Origin of the sequence: Providencia sp. PROV130 (assembly GCF_028482225.1) — a bacterium.
Lineage (GTDB): Bacteria > Pseudomonadota > Gammaproteobacteria > Enterobacterales > Enterobacteriaceae > Providencia > Providencia rettgeri.
The window spans coordinates 1-13,388 of record NZ_JAMPQC010000023.1; the positions used below are offsets into that span (position 1 = coordinate 1).

A 13,388-nucleotide genomic window follows, 5' to 3' on the forward strand; every position below is an offset into this window, starting at 1 on the left:
CGAACCTGCGACCAATTGATTAAAAGTCAACTGCTCTACCGACTGAGCTAACGACCCATCTTGGAAATTCTGATTTTATACTGGTTTAGATGGTGGGTCGTGCAGGATTCGAACCTGCGACCAATTGATTAAAAGTCAACTGCTCTACCGACTGAGCTAACGACCCATCTAAATTTGTATTTTAATGCGAGTAACGGATGAAGTGGTGGGCGATAGCGGGCTCGAACCACTGACCCCCTCCTTGTAAGGGAGGTGCTCTACCAACTGAGCTAATCGCCCACTTCATGACTTATACTATCACATTGTAATAAATAATTGGTGGGCGATAGCGGGCTCGAACCACTGACCCCCTCCTTGTAAGGGAGGTGCTCTACCAACTGAGCTAATCGCCCAATTATTTATTTTTCATCGTCAACGGTGGTGGGCGATAGCGGGCTCGAACCACTGACCCCCTCCTTGTAAGGGAGGTGCTCTACCAACTGAGCTAATCGCCCCGTCGTCGATGGAGGTGCATTATAGGGATACTGAGTTCTGAGTCAACGCTTTTTCAATAGATTTTTATCGTTCGTTGCAAAAATAATCAAGATGTTTCAATATTCACCAGAAAAGCTGCCTTTTTAATCAATTACCTATCATTTTCTCTTTGTTCTTTTAAGAACAAAAACAGAAATTATTTTTAAAGCGCATTTATTTATGTCAAATTTGGCGAAACTGCGTAATTTCTTGTCTTCTATCCTGATAACTTGATTGAGGAATCATTGTAGGATGATAGAATAGATACACATTTTAGCAATGCTTAAACATTTCACTGTTTAGAACATCAAACTTGCTACCCAGTTAACTGTGCTTGTTTTTAGTCTTCTACAGTAAATAGATAAGCGCTTCAAAAACATGTTTTGCAATTAAGGCAATCTCGATGAGTAAAATCAAAACCCGTTTTGCGCCAAGCCCAACTGGCTATTTACACGTTGGTGGTGCACGTACCGCTCTGTATTCCTGGTTATTTAGTCGCCACAATCAGGGCGAATTTGTCCTGCGTATTGAAGATACTGACTTAGAACGTTCAACTCAGGAAGCTATCGACGCCATTATGGACGGTATGAACTGGTTGAATTTAAATTGGGATGAAGGCCCTTATTATCAAACTAAACGTTTTGACCGTTATAATGACGTCATTGACCAAATGTTAGATGCGGGTACCGCTTATCGTTGTTATTGCTCAAAAGAGCGTCTAGAAGCGTTACGTGAAGAACAAATGGCAAATAACGAAAAGCCTCGATACGATGGTTTCTGCCGTGATCATGCTCACAACCATACACCAGATGAACCACACGTTGTTCGTTTTCGTAATCCACAAGAAGGTTCCGTTATTTTTGACGACAAAATTCGTGGACCAATTGAGTTTAGTAACCAAGAACTGGATGACTTAATCATTCGCCGTACTGATGGCTCCCCGACATATAATTTCTGTGTCGTAATTGATGACTGGGATATGGAAATCACTCATGTTATTCGTGGTGAAGACCATATTAATAACACACCCCGCCAAATCAATATTCTAAAAGCATTAGGCGCACCAGTGCCTGTGTATGCTCACGTGTCAATGATCCTAGGTGATGATGGTAAAAAACTGTCAAAACGCCATGGTGCAGTTAGCGTTATGCAGTATCGTGATGACGGTTATTTGCCGCAAGCGCTTCTTAATTATCTGGTACGTTTAGGTTGGTCTCATGGTGACCAAGAAATTTTCACCGTTGAAGAAATGAAAGAATATTTCAGCCTTGATGCAATCAGTAAATCAGCAAGTGCGTTTAACACTGAAAAACTGCAATGGTTAAACCACCACTATATCAATACGTTACCAGCAGAAGAAGTTGCAACCTATCTTGCATGGCATATTGAGCAACAAAATATTGATACCAGCACAGGTCCTCAATTAGTTGATTTAATCAAATTACTAGGTGAGCGTTGCAAAACATTGAAAGAAATGGCGGAATCTTGTCACTATTTCTACCAGGATTTTAATGAGTTTGATGCTGACGCAGCGAAAAAACACTTGCGCCCAGTCGCTCGTCAACCTTTAGAAGTCGTAAAAGATAAGTTAGCTGCAATTACGGATTGGACAGCAGAAAATGTCCATCAGGCCATCGAAGCCACTGCAGCTGAGTTAGAAGTAGGTATGGGTAAAGTGGGTATGCCTTTACGTGTTGCGGTGACAGGTGCTGGCCAATCTCCAGGCCTTGATGTCACTGTTCACGCTATCGGCCAAGCCCGTTCAATCGCTCGTATTGAAAAAGCCTTAGCGTTTATCGCTGAGCGTGAAGCTTCGGCTCAATAATTTAAAATTTTCGGCCCCTAATTTATTGGGGGCCAGTTCTCTGCCCCCTCCTTTCCTGACTAAACTGATTGCAAAATGTTCTATATTTCAGCAATTAAACCTAAAACCCGATTATTTTATTGACACTCTAAGTTAGCTTGAATATGATGCATCCCGTCCAAAAGATTTTGTTTGGGGCTATAGCTCAGCTGGGAGAGCGCTTGCATGGCATGCAAGAGGTCAGCGGTTCGATCCCGCTTAGCTCCACCATCTAATTCCCTGTTAGATGGCACAATACAAAACATTTCAATTGGGGCTATAGCTCAGCTGGGAGAGCGCTTGCATGGCATGCAAGAGGTCAGCGGTTCGATCCCGCTTAGCTCCACCATTAACTTTCTACACTTTCAGTCTGTTTAGCTTCCGATTTAATCCAATTTAAAAATGCTAAAACTTCTGGTTTATCAATAGATTCTGGTAACATCACTAAATAATACGCGAACCTCGCTGGCCATGGCTTATCATGACCACCAGCAACCCGCTTTTTTACAGTTAAATCCTCATGGACGTATTCCTGTTATTTATGATCCACAAACAGAGATTACTCTCTTTGAATCAGCCGCAATTTTATTATATCTTGCTGAAAAAACAGGCCAACTTCTTCCCGCTGACCCTAAACAAAAATGGGAAGCCATTAAATGGCTACAATTCCATTCTGCCAGTTTAGGGCCGATTATAGGTCAATGGGTAAACTTCGCTATTTTCGATAAATCACCAAAGCCAGATATTGTGGAGCGCTATTTTAATATGACCCACAAAGCACTCGCGGTATTAGACAAACAACTCGAAAATGCACCTTATCTTGCAGGCTCTGATTACTCCATCGCAGATATTGCTAATTTCGGCTGGTTACACATTGCTCAGGTTATTGCATTCGATTTTAGCCAACACACACATTTAACGAGATGGTATGACCGAGTCACCTTGAGATCCGCAGTCATGAAAGGGATCACTCTACCCGCCCCTGCTACAGAAGCCTAATATTGGACAATGACATGAATACATCTCCATTTTTCCCTAAACAAAAAGCACAGCCATCATCATCCTTTGCATCTCATATTGGCTATAGTCGTATGTTTTCTCCTAACAAACTTACTGTCGGAATTTTTCTGCCCTTACGTTTCTATCAAGGAGATACTCAGATATTAAAGGGGCAAATAAAGTTAATCGAACATATTGATGAATATAATTTTGCTGCAGTTTGGGTGCGAGATATTCCCTTATTCGACCCGTTGTTTGGTGATGCAGGCCAGCTATTTGATCCTCTGACCTATTTGTCCTTTATTGCTGCCAGAACAAAAAATGTTGCATTGGTTACAGGAAGCTCGATTTTTTCATTACGACACCCGATTGATTTAGCCAAAGCGGCCACCACAATTGACCAACTTTCAGGTAACCGGCTAGTAATGGGTATCGCCTCAGGAGATAGAGCGATTGAGTTTCCTGCTTATGGTATTAATTATGAGCAACGTGCAAAAAGATTTGCACAGGCTGTTGATTACTTTAGGCAGTTATTGGCGGATGGGTTACTGAACATTCAATCCCCACTAGGTGAGTTCAATCGAGCACAGCTACTCCCGAAACCAATTGCTGGGCAAATACCATTAATCGTCACAGGAGGATCAGGCCAATCTAAACAGTGGATTGCCGACTATTCTGATGGTTGGTTATCCTATCCTGAAGCTACCAGTCATCCAGAAGGCGCTCTTCGTTTAGCGGAGAAAATTGCAGCCTGGCGCGCCCTCATCCCTGAACATGACTTTAGGCCACATATGACAAATGAATGGATTGACCTTGTCGATGATCCTGATTTCCCACGCACTCCATTACGAGGAGGATTCACTCTACGAACAGGCCGTAACGGTTTGATTCAACTACTCGAAGAATGGCAAGCTGCGGGAGTTAACCATGCCGCGATTGGAATTCAATACTCTGAGCGCCCAGCTTTAGAAGTACTACAAGAAATAGCTGAAGAGGTTTTACCGCATTTCCCTAGCCACCAAGGGATCAAAAGCAGGCTCGTAGACTGGTAGTAATTTTGGCGTCTTCCCTCATTTTGTGGCTGACGCCAAACCTTGATTATTTTGCATCACTGCGCGGTATAACCACCATCAATAGGAATAAATGCCCCTGTTATAAAGCTACTCTCTTCTGATAACAAAAAAGCGACAACATTAGCAATTTCTCGCCGAGTTGCCATTCTACCCATTGGGTGGGTTGAAGCCATCCATCGCTGCGTTTCCTGTGGTAATACGCTAATATTCGGTGTTTCTACATAGCCAGGGCCAACCGCATTGATACGGATACCTTTTTGAGCGTTTTCTAAGGCTGCTGAACGCGTTAACCCTAGTACCGCATGCTTTGCTGCGGTGTAAGGTGCTATACCCGCGATCCCTGTTACCCCATTGCAAGCTGATAAATTCACGATAGCTCCCCCACCACTGTGCAAAATCGCAGGAATACTGTACTTCAAACCATGAAATGTTCCTGTTATATCGGTCTCAATCACCTCATGCCAAGCCTCTAAAGGATAATCTTCAATATTGACGCCATGAGGCCCAGTAATCCCTGCATTATTCACCAAGTAGTGCAATGCACCGTATTGTTGCTCAATTTTTTCAACTGTTATTTTAAAGTCTTGTGCATTTGCGACATTCATTTTTATGGTATAGACACGTTGTCCTGTTGGGTCTATTTCTTTAGCGGCTTGTTGTAAAGCTGCCTCATTACGCCCCGTAATTACCACTATCGCGCCAAGTGAATACAGCTTTTGTGCAATAGTGAAACCGACACCTGTCGATGCCCCTGTTATAAGCGCAACTCGCTGATTAAATTTACCCATAGCTCACCTCTATTATAATTAACTTTAGTTAACTATAATTAATTAACTAAAGTTAATCAATAAGTCGTCTTATTATTAAAATCAATATATACTCAATAGACTGAATATTACGGAATCACCATAATGCCAAATTCTCTAGAAGATGCGCTTTCGCTACTGCAATGCACCCTAGTTGCACGCAGAGTTAGCTTTACCCCTGAGCAAATAACTTGGGGCCAATATGATGTGTTAGAAATATTGAGATTAAAAGGGGATTTAACACCAAGCCAGTTAAGCCAAGCACTTGGCCTTTCTCGCCAAAATTTATCAAAGTTTCTTCGAGTTCTGAAATCTTATGAATTTGTCGAGCAATATCAATCTGAAGAAGATAGACGGGAACTGATCACCCGTTTAACCGAAAAAGGGCATCACTTTTTGCAACGAGCCGCCACAGGACGTGCTGAAAATGCAGAAAAGGTCAAAGCCGCATTAACGCCCCAAGAACAAAAGCTATTTATTACTTTAAGCCAGAAGATTACTCACGCACTGGGGCACGATTAACCTCGCTTTAAAGGCTTTACTAGCCCTTCTAAACCTTCTATTTTTAACCCTAGGGTCATCTCCATTAACTGCCCTAAACGCCCAGCAGGAAACTCTCCTTTCTTATAGAACCATAATAAATATTCTTCGGGTAAATCAATTAATACGCAGCCTTTATATTTACCAAATGGCATATAGGTATTGGCCATATCGATGAGATCTTGTTTTTCCATTATTAGTTCTCTTTTGTATCAAAGCATAAAAAAACGGCGCTCATTTGAACGCCGTTTCTTAATTTAGCATGTTTTAGTGGATTACAAAACTAACCCAACAACGGCTGCGGATAAGAAGCTAACTAAGGTTGAACCATACAGTAATTTTAAACCGAAGCGAGCCACGGTATTACCTTGTTTCTCATCTAAGCCTTTAATCGCACCCGCAATAATACCGATGGATGAGAAGTTAGCGAAAGAAACTAAGAATACTGACAAGATACCAATAGAGCGCTCAGATAACCCACCAGCAATCGCTTGTAAGCCATCCATCGCAACGAATTCATTCGTTACCATTTTCACTGCCATAATTCCGCCAACCTGTAAGGCTTCTTCAGCAGGAATACCGAGCATCCACGCAAACGGATAGAATACGTAACCTAACATAGTTTGGAAGTCGATACCGAATACAGCTGAGAAAATACCGTTAATCATTGCAATGAGGGCAATAAAACCAATTAACATCGCTGAAACGATAATCGCTACTTTAAACCCAGCAAGAATATATTCTCCCAACATTTCAAAGAAGCTTTGCCCTTCATGCAGGTTGCTCATTTGAATATCTTCTTCACCTTCCGGTGGATACGGGTTAATCAGTGAGAGTACAACAAAAGTACCGAACATATTCAGAACCAATGCTGCGACCACGAAACGTGGTTCTAACATGGTCATGTATGCCCCAACGATAGACATAGATACCGTTGACATGGCTGTTGCGGCCATGGTGTACATTCTGCGATCTGACATCCGATTCAATTGGTCTTTATACGCAATAAAGTTTTCTGACTGACCCAATAACAATGAGCTGACTGCGTTAAATGACTCCAATTTACCCATACCATTCACTTTCGATAACACGGTACCGATGATACGGATCACGATAGGAAGAATTTTGACGTGCTGTAAGATCCCGATCAATGCAGAAATAAAGATGATTGGACATAACACTTGTAAGAAGAAGAACGCTAAGTTGCCTTCAATCATACCGCCAAAAATAAATTTAGTCCCTTCTGCTGCATAGCCTAGCAAGTGGGTAAACACTCCTGCTACACCAAGAACAAATGATTCGCCAATATTCGATTTTAAGAACAGATAAGCTAATGCAATTTGAATAACCAGTAGTTGAACAACATAGCGAGGGCGGATTCCTCTACGGTTACTACTAGCTAAAATTGCAAGAGCAGCAATTACTACTAAAGATAAAACGAAATGCAGGATCGAGGTCATATGCGACTCCAACAAATTTAAGAATCAGTCTATGTGCATATTCTATGTAATAGACAACATTTAAATGAGACGGGGGTCACATTAATATGAAAGCTTACTAGGTGTATTTTGCAAAAAGAAGAAGGGGATCACGTTTCAGCTATAACAAGTCCTAGTATTCGCTTTTTTTGCACAGAAATTTTACTGAGAATTTAAGTTAAGACTTACAACAACCTGCGTACAAAATTGTTGCCTACAGAGATTGTAGGCAACTAAGCCAAATTGAATATAGTTCACTATTGAATATTCAGCAAACGAATCAATTCATTTTCATCAATAACACGTATGCCAAGTTCATTCGCTTTCGCTAATTTAGAACCTGCGGCCTCACCAGCAATCACCAAATCTGTTTTTTTAGAGACACTTCCTGAAACCTTTGCACCTAAAGCGACTAATTTGTCTTTGGCTTCATCACGCGTCAAGATACTCATTGACCCTGTTAGCACTACCGTTTTACCTGCAAATGGGCTATCTATTTCTGCACTGTTGACGACTTTCACTTCAGGCCAATGAATATTTGCCTTAGTCAGTAAATCTTCAATCACCGCTTGGTTATGAGGTTCGCGGAAAAAATTGACCACATGCTTCGCGACCACATGGCCAATATCTTGAACCGTTTTTAGTGACTCTTCATCTGCCGTCATCACGGCGTCAAGTGTGGTGTAATGCGCGGCTAAGTTTGCCGCTGTTGCCTCACCAACTTCACGAATTCCAAGGGCATAAATAAAACGAGCTAACGTCGTTTGTTTAGACTTATTGAGTGCATCAACCAGATTTTGTGCCGATTTCGGCCCCATTCTATCCAAGCCTGTTAAGATACCTGCACTTAATTGATATAAATCTGCTGGCGTTTTGACATACTCTTTTTCAACTAGTTGGTCGATAATTTTATCGCCCATGCCATCGACATCCATTGCTCTGCGTGAGACAAAATGTTTCAGTGCTTCTTTGCGTTGTGCCCCACAAATAAGCCCACCTGTACAGCGCGCTACCGCTTCGCCTTCGACTCGTTCGATATCAGAGCCACATACTGGGCAATGAGTTGGGAAAACAATTTCCCGGCTATCTGCAGGGCGGTTATCAACCACAACACTGACGATTTGCGGAATAACATCTCCGGCTCGACGAATAATAACTGTGTCACCAATATGCACGCCAAGGCGTTCGATTTCATCGGCATTGTGTAAAGTCGCATTGCTGACCACGACGCCTGCAACTTGCACAGGCTCTAAACGCGCGACAGGCGTGATAGCACCGGTACGCCCGACTTGAAATTCAACATCTTTTAATAATGTCACTTGTTCTTGCGCTGGAAATTTAAACGCGGTCGCCCAGCGAGGTGCTCGAGAAACAAACCCTAACTCTTCTTGAATCGCAATCGAGTTAACCTTAATAACCACACCATCGATATCAAAGCCAAGCTCAGGTCGAACTTGCTCAATTTCATGGTAAAAATCCAATACTGCCTGATGACCAACACGTAATTGAACATAATCACTAACCGGTAAACCCCATGCCTTGAATTGCATCAAACGGTCATAATGTGTATCCGGTAAAGTGCCACCTTCAACCACCCCAACACCATAACAATAAAAAGTAAGCGGCCTTTTGGCGGTAATACGTGGGTCTAATTGGCGTAAAGAACCTGCTGCTGCATTACGTGGGTTTGCAAAGACTTTGCCATCCGTTTTGCGTGCTTGCTCATTAAGCGCTTCAAAACCTTTTTGGGGCATAAAAACTTCCCCACGGATCTCAACGCGATCAGGAATATTGCTTCCCGTTAAACGCAATGGGATAGCGCGGATGGTTCGAACATTCGCTGTAATATTTTCGCCTACGGTTCCATCGCCCCGAGTCGCGGCCTGTACTAGCTCACCGTTTTCATACAGCAAACTGACCGCTAGCCCATCTAACTTGAGCTCACAACAAAAAGTCAGTTCTTGATGATTTTTTAAGCGATCTCTAACTCGCTTATCGAACGCAAGATAGCTTTCTTCATCAAAAACGTTATCTAGAGACAACATAGGAATTTCATGGCGTACGGTATCAAATGCAGCTAATGGTGCAGCACCAACACGTTGAGTCGGTGAATCACTGGTGACAAGTTCAGGATGCTGCGCCTCTATCTCTTTTAGACGTTGCATTAACTTGTCATATTCCACGTCTGGAATTTCAGGCGCATCTAATACATGGTATTGATATTCATGATGACGTAACTGTTTTTTTAATTCGTCTATTTCTTGTTTGGTAGTCATGATTCACTCATACAGATAAAAAACCCCCAATAATGGGGGTTTTGTTCAACGTTTATTTAATTTAGTGTGTTTCTAATTCGTGCGTGATACACCTCTATTTTTTGAGGTGTCAGCATTTTGCGTTCGTCATCGAGAACAACCCCTCCCGCATCTGATGCGATACGTTGAGCTGCTTGCAACATCAGTTTGAAATTTTGCCCTGCATCACCGTAAGACGGTACCATCATAAACATGGAAACCCCAGGGGTGGTAAAGTCAGCCATTGTCTCAGGGTCAAATGAGCCCGGCTTCACCATGTTAGCTAAGCTAAACAGCACAGGCCCTGTACCAGACGGATTCACATGACGATGGAATATTTTCATTTCCCCAAATTGGAAACCGGCTTGTAAAATACTCTGCAGTAACAATTCACCTTGAAGTTCTTGTCCTTGAAGAGCGGCTACGTGAAGTACCAGGACTGTCTCCTTGCTACTTGTTGTAGCAGAATTTTCCTGCGGCTCAGCTTTCTTCTCAATATGCTGCGTCTCTTGTTCATAGGTACTCGGCTGAGGCTCTTCGCTCAATTTAGTTGAATCAATATGCGGCTCAGCGGCAGTACCAATGACTGGCTGAGTACGAACTTCTGGCTCAATTGCCACTTCTTCACTCATATTAATGGTGAGCTGCTCAGGTACATGAACAGGTTCAGTTCGTTGGTGCATCGTAAGCTCATTATGAACTGGCGATTTAGCCTCTGGCTGCATATTCATAATAATGTCAGGTTCAACCGATGCCTGTGGCTGTATATTAGGTTCAACTGGAGACTCATTTTTTACCGGATATACAGGCTCAGTCGCAGCGGAGTGAACAGGCGCTTGCTGAGTAGGTTGATTTTCAGTAAATAATGCAGAATCATCATATTCTGATGAATTCTCTTGCATATCGTTTTTTCTACGTTTTACGGGTCTATCACGAAATAACTTTGAGCGCTCTTTACGGCTGGTCCATAAACCATGCAGTAATAAAGCGACAATCGCTATCGCACCTACGACCACTAATATCAGACGCAAATCCTGCATCGCTGCTATCTCTAGTTGATGAATGATAATGCCAACACGGCGGAAACTACCCTAAGATTATTTCTCAATGGCTCTAAGTGCAACCCCCAGAACGATTTTCTTACAAGAAAGAGAATATTCCGCTTTCATTTGCTGCTTTTTTAAGCGAATAATGGCTAGTCAGCCTAATTTCATATCTATATGATACATGGTCAACCGAAAAGGAGAGAACAAGAAGTATGACCCAATCGACATTTTCGACACAAAAAGACCATTCCGGTTTTTATTATTTTACACAAGGCTGGAGATTAATCACTCGTCCCGGTATTAAACGTTTTGTTATTTTGCCCCTATTAGCCAATATTTTATTCTTAGGCGGCGCATTTTGGTGGTTATATACCAAGCTTGGTGGCTGGATAAACCAAGTGATGAGTTACGTTCCTGACTGGCTACAATGGCTCGACTATGTTATTTGGCCAATCGCCGTTATCTCAATACTGCTTGTATTTACCTATTTCTTTAGTACGGTTGCTAATATTATCGCGGCGCCTTTTAACGGTTGGCTATCAGAGAAACTCGAAGCTGAGCTAACGGGTAAGCCATCACCAGATACGGGTGTGGCTGAGTTATTAAAAGATGTCCCTCGTATGATAAAACGCGAGTTTGTCCGAATCGGCTACTACTTACCTCGTGCTATTGGGTTATTAATCCTATTTTTCATACCTGGTATTGGCCAAACTGTCGCTCCGGTACTGTGGTTTTTATTTGGTGCTTGGATGATGTCAATCCAATATTGCGATTACCCGTTTGATAATCACCGTGTTGGTTTCAGTGAAATGAAGCAAGCACTTGCCAAAGAACGGATGAGAAATGTTCAATTTGGTGGCGTTGTTAGCCTGTTAATGATGGTGCCTTTTGTCAACTTAGTGATCATGCCTGTTGCCGTCTGTGGTGCAACATTGATGTGGGTTGACCGCTATCGTGACCGTTACGCACGCTACTAATATATCAATTGTTATATATCAGTCATTGCGCAGGTTTATCACCTGCGCTTTTCTTTCATCGAATACTTCACCTATTTTCAGCAAAATTTCTTAGAACAATTGGATCTAAAATAGCATTACGTTATAAGCTTATACTCAAATCATATTTGCATTAATTTGTTCTTAACGTATGTTGAATCCATCTCATTATTTTTTTATTAATACCGATTACATTACTGGCTAACCGATTTTTAAGGATATCCCATGAGCAAAATTTATGATGATAACTCGTTGACCATTGGCCACACCCCTCTTGTCCGTTTAAAGCATTTTGGTAATGGCAATATTTTAGCAAAAGTGGAATCTCGCAACCCAAGCTTCAGCGTTAAGTGCCGTATTGGTGCGAACATGATTTGGGACGCAGAGAAAAAAGGTATCCTAAATAAAGACAAAGAGTTAGTTGAGCCAACCAGTGGTAATACGGGTATAGCTTTAGCCTATGTCGCTGCGGCAAGAGGTTATAAATTGACTTTGACCATGCCTGAAACCATGAGTATTGAGCGTCGTAAACTGCTCAAAGCATTGGGCGCCAACCTCGTTTTAACCGAGGGAGCAAAAGGCATGAAGGGTGCAATAGCTAAAGCTGAAGAGATAGTGAATAGCAACCCTAAAAAATACCTATTACTTCAACAATTTAATAACCCAGCAAACCCTGAAATTCATGAAAAAACCACAGGGCCTGAAATTTGGGAAGATACCGATGGCAATGTAGATGTTGTGGTCGCAGGTGTCGGTACAGGTGGGACAATTACTGGTATTGCAAAATATCTGAAAAATACCAAAGGTAAAGATGTAACTATCGTCGCAGTTGAACCCGAAACATCCCCTGTCATTACCCAAGCTTTGGCGGGTGAAGAAATTAAGCCGGGTCCTCACAAAATACAAGGGATCGGTGCAGGGTTTATTCCGGGTAACTTAGATTTAAAATTGCTTGATAAAGTCATTCAAATCAGTGATGACGAAGCGATTAAAACCGCACGTGAACTGATGGAAAAAGAAGGTATTCTCGCAGGGATCTCATCGGGTGCTGCTATTGCTGCTGCCACTAAGATTGCCGCTGACCCTGCTTATAAAGGCAAAAATATTGTCGTTATTTTACCTTCTTCAGGTGAGCGTTATCTGTCAACTGTCCTGTTTGCTGACATTTCTGCTGAATAACATAATTTCGTTACAATATCGTTAAAAAAGCACCTAAATGGTGCTTTTTTTGTGGCATGGATCAAACTTTAGCACGGATGGAGATGATTTCTAATTCGGGGTTTAGTATTAAACATAGTAATTATTTTGCACCTCGAAATTAATCACTTTTTAGCCAATCTCTAGGCCAAGTAAAATAATTTGCCAACGAGAAAAAGTTACGAGTTCGCAAAAAAACAGAAAAAGGGTTGATACCGCACAAAGTAGGAAACCTTTTTCCAAGTTAATAATCTAACTTATACGCAAACCTAGTCTATTTCATCTACAATTGGCTGGGTAATTAAAAAAACGAAAGTTATTGAGGAAATACTATGTTTCAGCAAGAAGTTACTATTACGGCACCAAATGGTCTACATACTCGTCCTGCAGCTCAATTCGTAAAAGAAGCAAAAGCATTCTCTTCCGACATTTCTTTAATTTCTGGCGGCAAATCCGCTAGCGCGAAAAGTTTGTTTAAATTACAAACCTTAGGCCTAACACAAGGCACAGTAGTGACAATTTCTGCTGAAGGCGAAGATGAAAAAGAAGCCGTTGAGCATTTAGTTAAACTGATGGGCGAATTAGAATAATTTCGCAGGAAAAT

General features: G+C 41.9%; 12 protein-coding genes and 6 tRNA genes. 9 read left to right on the forward strand and 9 right to left on the reverse strand.

Annotated features, from left to right (window positions below):
• Positions 1-90: 90 nt before the first annotated feature.
• From PSF28_RS15710 to PSF28_RS15725, 4 genes are all read right to left on the reverse strand, one after another.
• A tRNA-Lys gene (locus tag PSF28_RS15710) sits at positions 91-166 on the reverse strand.
• A gap of 37 nt (positions 167-203) precedes the next feature.
• A tRNA-Val gene (locus PSF28_RS15715) sits at positions 204-279 on the reverse strand.
• A gap of 37 nt (positions 280-316) precedes the next feature.
• Positions 317-392 (reverse strand) — tRNA-Val (locus tag PSF28_RS15720).
• 26 nt (positions 393-418) lie between these two features.
• Positions 419-494: transfer RNA gene (locus tag PSF28_RS15725), tRNA-Val, on the reverse strand.
• A gap of 422 nt (positions 495-916) precedes the next feature.
• On the opposite strand from PSF28_RS15725, the gene gltX reads away from it, so the two are divergent.
• The 5 genes from gltX (at position 917) to PSF28_RS15750 (ending at position 4,407) form a co-directional block, all read left to right on the forward strand.
• The gene (gene gltX, locus PSF28_RS15730; RefSeq protein ID WP_272685320.1) at positions 917-2,338 is read left to right on the forward strand and encodes a glutamate--tRNA ligase; all 1,422 of its coding nucleotides are present in this window, start codon (positions 917-919) and stop codon (positions 2,336-2,338) included.
• 173 nt (positions 2,339-2,511) lie between these two features.
• Positions 2,512-2,587: transfer RNA gene (locus PSF28_RS15735), tRNA-Ala, on the forward strand.
• 42 nt (positions 2,588-2,629) lie between these two features.
• Positions 2,630-2,705 (forward strand) — tRNA-Ala (locus PSF28_RS15740).
• Between the two features lie 122 nt (positions 2,706-2,827).
• Positions 2,828-3,355, forward strand: coding sequence for a glutathione S-transferase family protein (locus PSF28_RS15745; RefSeq protein ID WP_210839183.1), 528 nt, complete (start codon positions 2,828-2,830; stop codon positions 3,353-3,355).
• 14 nt (positions 3,356-3,369) lie between these two features.
• A complete protein-coding gene (locus PSF28_RS15750) occupies positions 3,370-4,407 on the forward strand; it encodes an LLM class oxidoreductase (RefSeq protein ID WP_272685321.1) in 1,038 nt (345 codons plus the stop codon).
• Positions 4,408-4,463: 56 nt separating this feature from the next.
• On the opposite strand, the gene PSF28_RS15755 is transcribed toward PSF28_RS15750, so the two are convergent.
• Positions 4,464-5,216: an SDR family NAD(P)-dependent oxidoreductase gene (locus PSF28_RS15755; RefSeq protein ID WP_210839187.1), complete on the reverse strand. Its 753-nt coding sequence runs from the start codon at positions 5,214-5,216 to the stop codon at positions 4,464-4,466.
• 123 nt (positions 5,217-5,339) lie between these two features.
• Between PSF28_RS15755 and PSF28_RS15760 the strand changes: the two genes are divergently transcribed.
• A complete protein-coding gene (locus PSF28_RS15760) occupies positions 5,340-5,756 on the forward strand; it encodes a MarR family winged helix-turn-helix transcriptional regulator (protein ID WP_210839188.1) in 417 nt (138 codons plus the stop codon).
• Here PSF28_RS15760 and PSF28_RS15765 read toward each other — a convergent pair.
• From PSF28_RS15765 to zipA, 4 genes are all read right to left on the reverse strand, one after another.
• The gene (locus tag PSF28_RS15765) at positions 5,753-5,968 is read right to left on the reverse strand and encodes a DUF3820 family protein (protein WP_004912576.1); all 216 of its coding nucleotides are present in this window, start codon (positions 5,966-5,968) and stop codon (positions 5,753-5,755) included. The genes PSF28_RS15760 and PSF28_RS15765 overlap by 4 nt on opposite strands.
• A gap of 81 nt (positions 5,969-6,049) precedes the next feature.
• A complete protein-coding gene (locus PSF28_RS15770; RefSeq protein ID WP_210839191.1) occupies positions 6,050-7,234 on the reverse strand; it encodes a NupC/NupG family nucleoside CNT transporter in 1,185 nt (394 codons plus the stop codon).
• A 275-nt stretch (positions 7,235-7,509) separates the two neighbouring features.
• Positions 7,510-9,528: an NAD-dependent DNA ligase LigA gene (gene ligA / locus PSF28_RS15775; protein WP_210839193.1), complete on the reverse strand. Its 2,019-nt coding sequence runs from the start codon at positions 9,526-9,528 to the stop codon at positions 7,510-7,512.
• 56 nt (positions 9,529-9,584) lie between these two features.
• On the reverse strand, positions 9,585-10,586 hold the full coding sequence (zipA, locus tag PSF28_RS15780; RefSeq protein ID WP_210839195.1) for a cell division protein ZipA: 1,002 nt from the start codon (positions 10,584-10,586) through the stop codon (positions 9,585-9,587).
• Between the two features lie 218 nt (positions 10,587-10,804).
• On the opposite strand from zipA, the gene cysZ reads away from it, so the two are divergent.
• The 3 genes from cysZ to ptsH all read left to right on the forward strand — a co-directional run bounded on the left by cysZ (position 10,805) and on the right by ptsH (position 13,374).
• Positions 10,805-11,569: a sulfate transporter CysZ gene (gene cysZ / locus PSF28_RS15785; RefSeq protein ID WP_210839197.1), complete on the forward strand. Its 765-nt coding sequence runs from the start codon at positions 10,805-10,807 to the stop codon at positions 11,567-11,569.
• A 243-nt stretch (positions 11,570-11,812) separates the two neighbouring features.
• On the forward strand, positions 11,813-12,766 hold the full coding sequence (gene cysK / locus PSF28_RS15790) for a cysteine synthase A (protein ID WP_004912592.1): 954 nt from the start codon (positions 11,813-11,815) through the stop codon (positions 12,764-12,766).
• 350 nt (positions 12,767-13,116) lie between these two features.
• A complete protein-coding gene (gene ptsH / locus PSF28_RS15795) occupies positions 13,117-13,374 on the forward strand; it encodes a phosphocarrier protein Hpr (RefSeq protein ID WP_004264876.1) in 258 nt (85 codons plus the stop codon).
• Positions 13,375-13,388 lie beyond the last annotated feature (14 nt).

Bases quoted from the DNA above. Each gene is read 5' to 3' on its own strand.
- gltX (WP_272685320.1), top strand. From the start codon at position 917: ATGAGTAAAATCAAAACCCGTTTTGCGCCAAGCCCAACTGGCTATTTA.
- PSF28_RS15745 (WP_210839183.1), top strand. From the start codon at position 2,828: ATGGCTTATCATGACCACCAGCAACCCGCTTTTTTACAGTTAAATCCT.
- PSF28_RS15750 (WP_272685321.1), top strand. From the start codon at position 3,370: ATGAATACATCTCCATTTTTCCCTAAACAAAAAGCACAGCCATCATCA.
- PSF28_RS15755 (WP_210839187.1), bottom strand. From the start codon at position 5,216: ATGGGTAAATTTAATCAGCGAGTTGCGCTTATAACAGGGGCATCGACA.
- PSF28_RS15760 (WP_210839188.1), top strand. From the start codon at position 5,340: ATGCCAAATTCTCTAGAAGATGCGCTTTCGCTACTGCAATGCACCCTA.
- PSF28_RS15765 (WP_004912576.1), bottom strand. From the start codon at position 5,968: ATGGAAAAACAAGATCTCATCGATATGGCCAATACCTATATGCCATTT.
- PSF28_RS15770 (WP_210839191.1), bottom strand. From the start codon at position 7,234: ATGACCTCGATCCTGCATTTCGTTTTATCTTTAGTAGTAATTGCTGCT.
- ligA (WP_210839193.1), bottom strand. From the start codon at position 9,528: ATGACTACCAAACAAGAAATAGACGAATTAAAAAAACAGTTACGTCAT.
- zipA (WP_210839195.1), bottom strand. From the start codon at position 10,586: ATGCAGGATTTGCGTCTGATATTAGTGGTCGTAGGTGCGATAGCGATT.
- cysZ (WP_210839197.1), top strand. From the start codon at position 10,805: ATGACCCAATCGACATTTTCGACACAAAAAGACCATTCCGGTTTTTAT.
- cysK (WP_004912592.1), top strand. From the start codon at position 11,813: ATGAGCAAAATTTATGATGATAACTCGTTGACCATTGGCCACACCCCT.
- ptsH (WP_004264876.1), top strand. From the start codon at position 13,117: ATGTTTCAGCAAGAAGTTACTATTACGGCACCAAATGGTCTACATACT.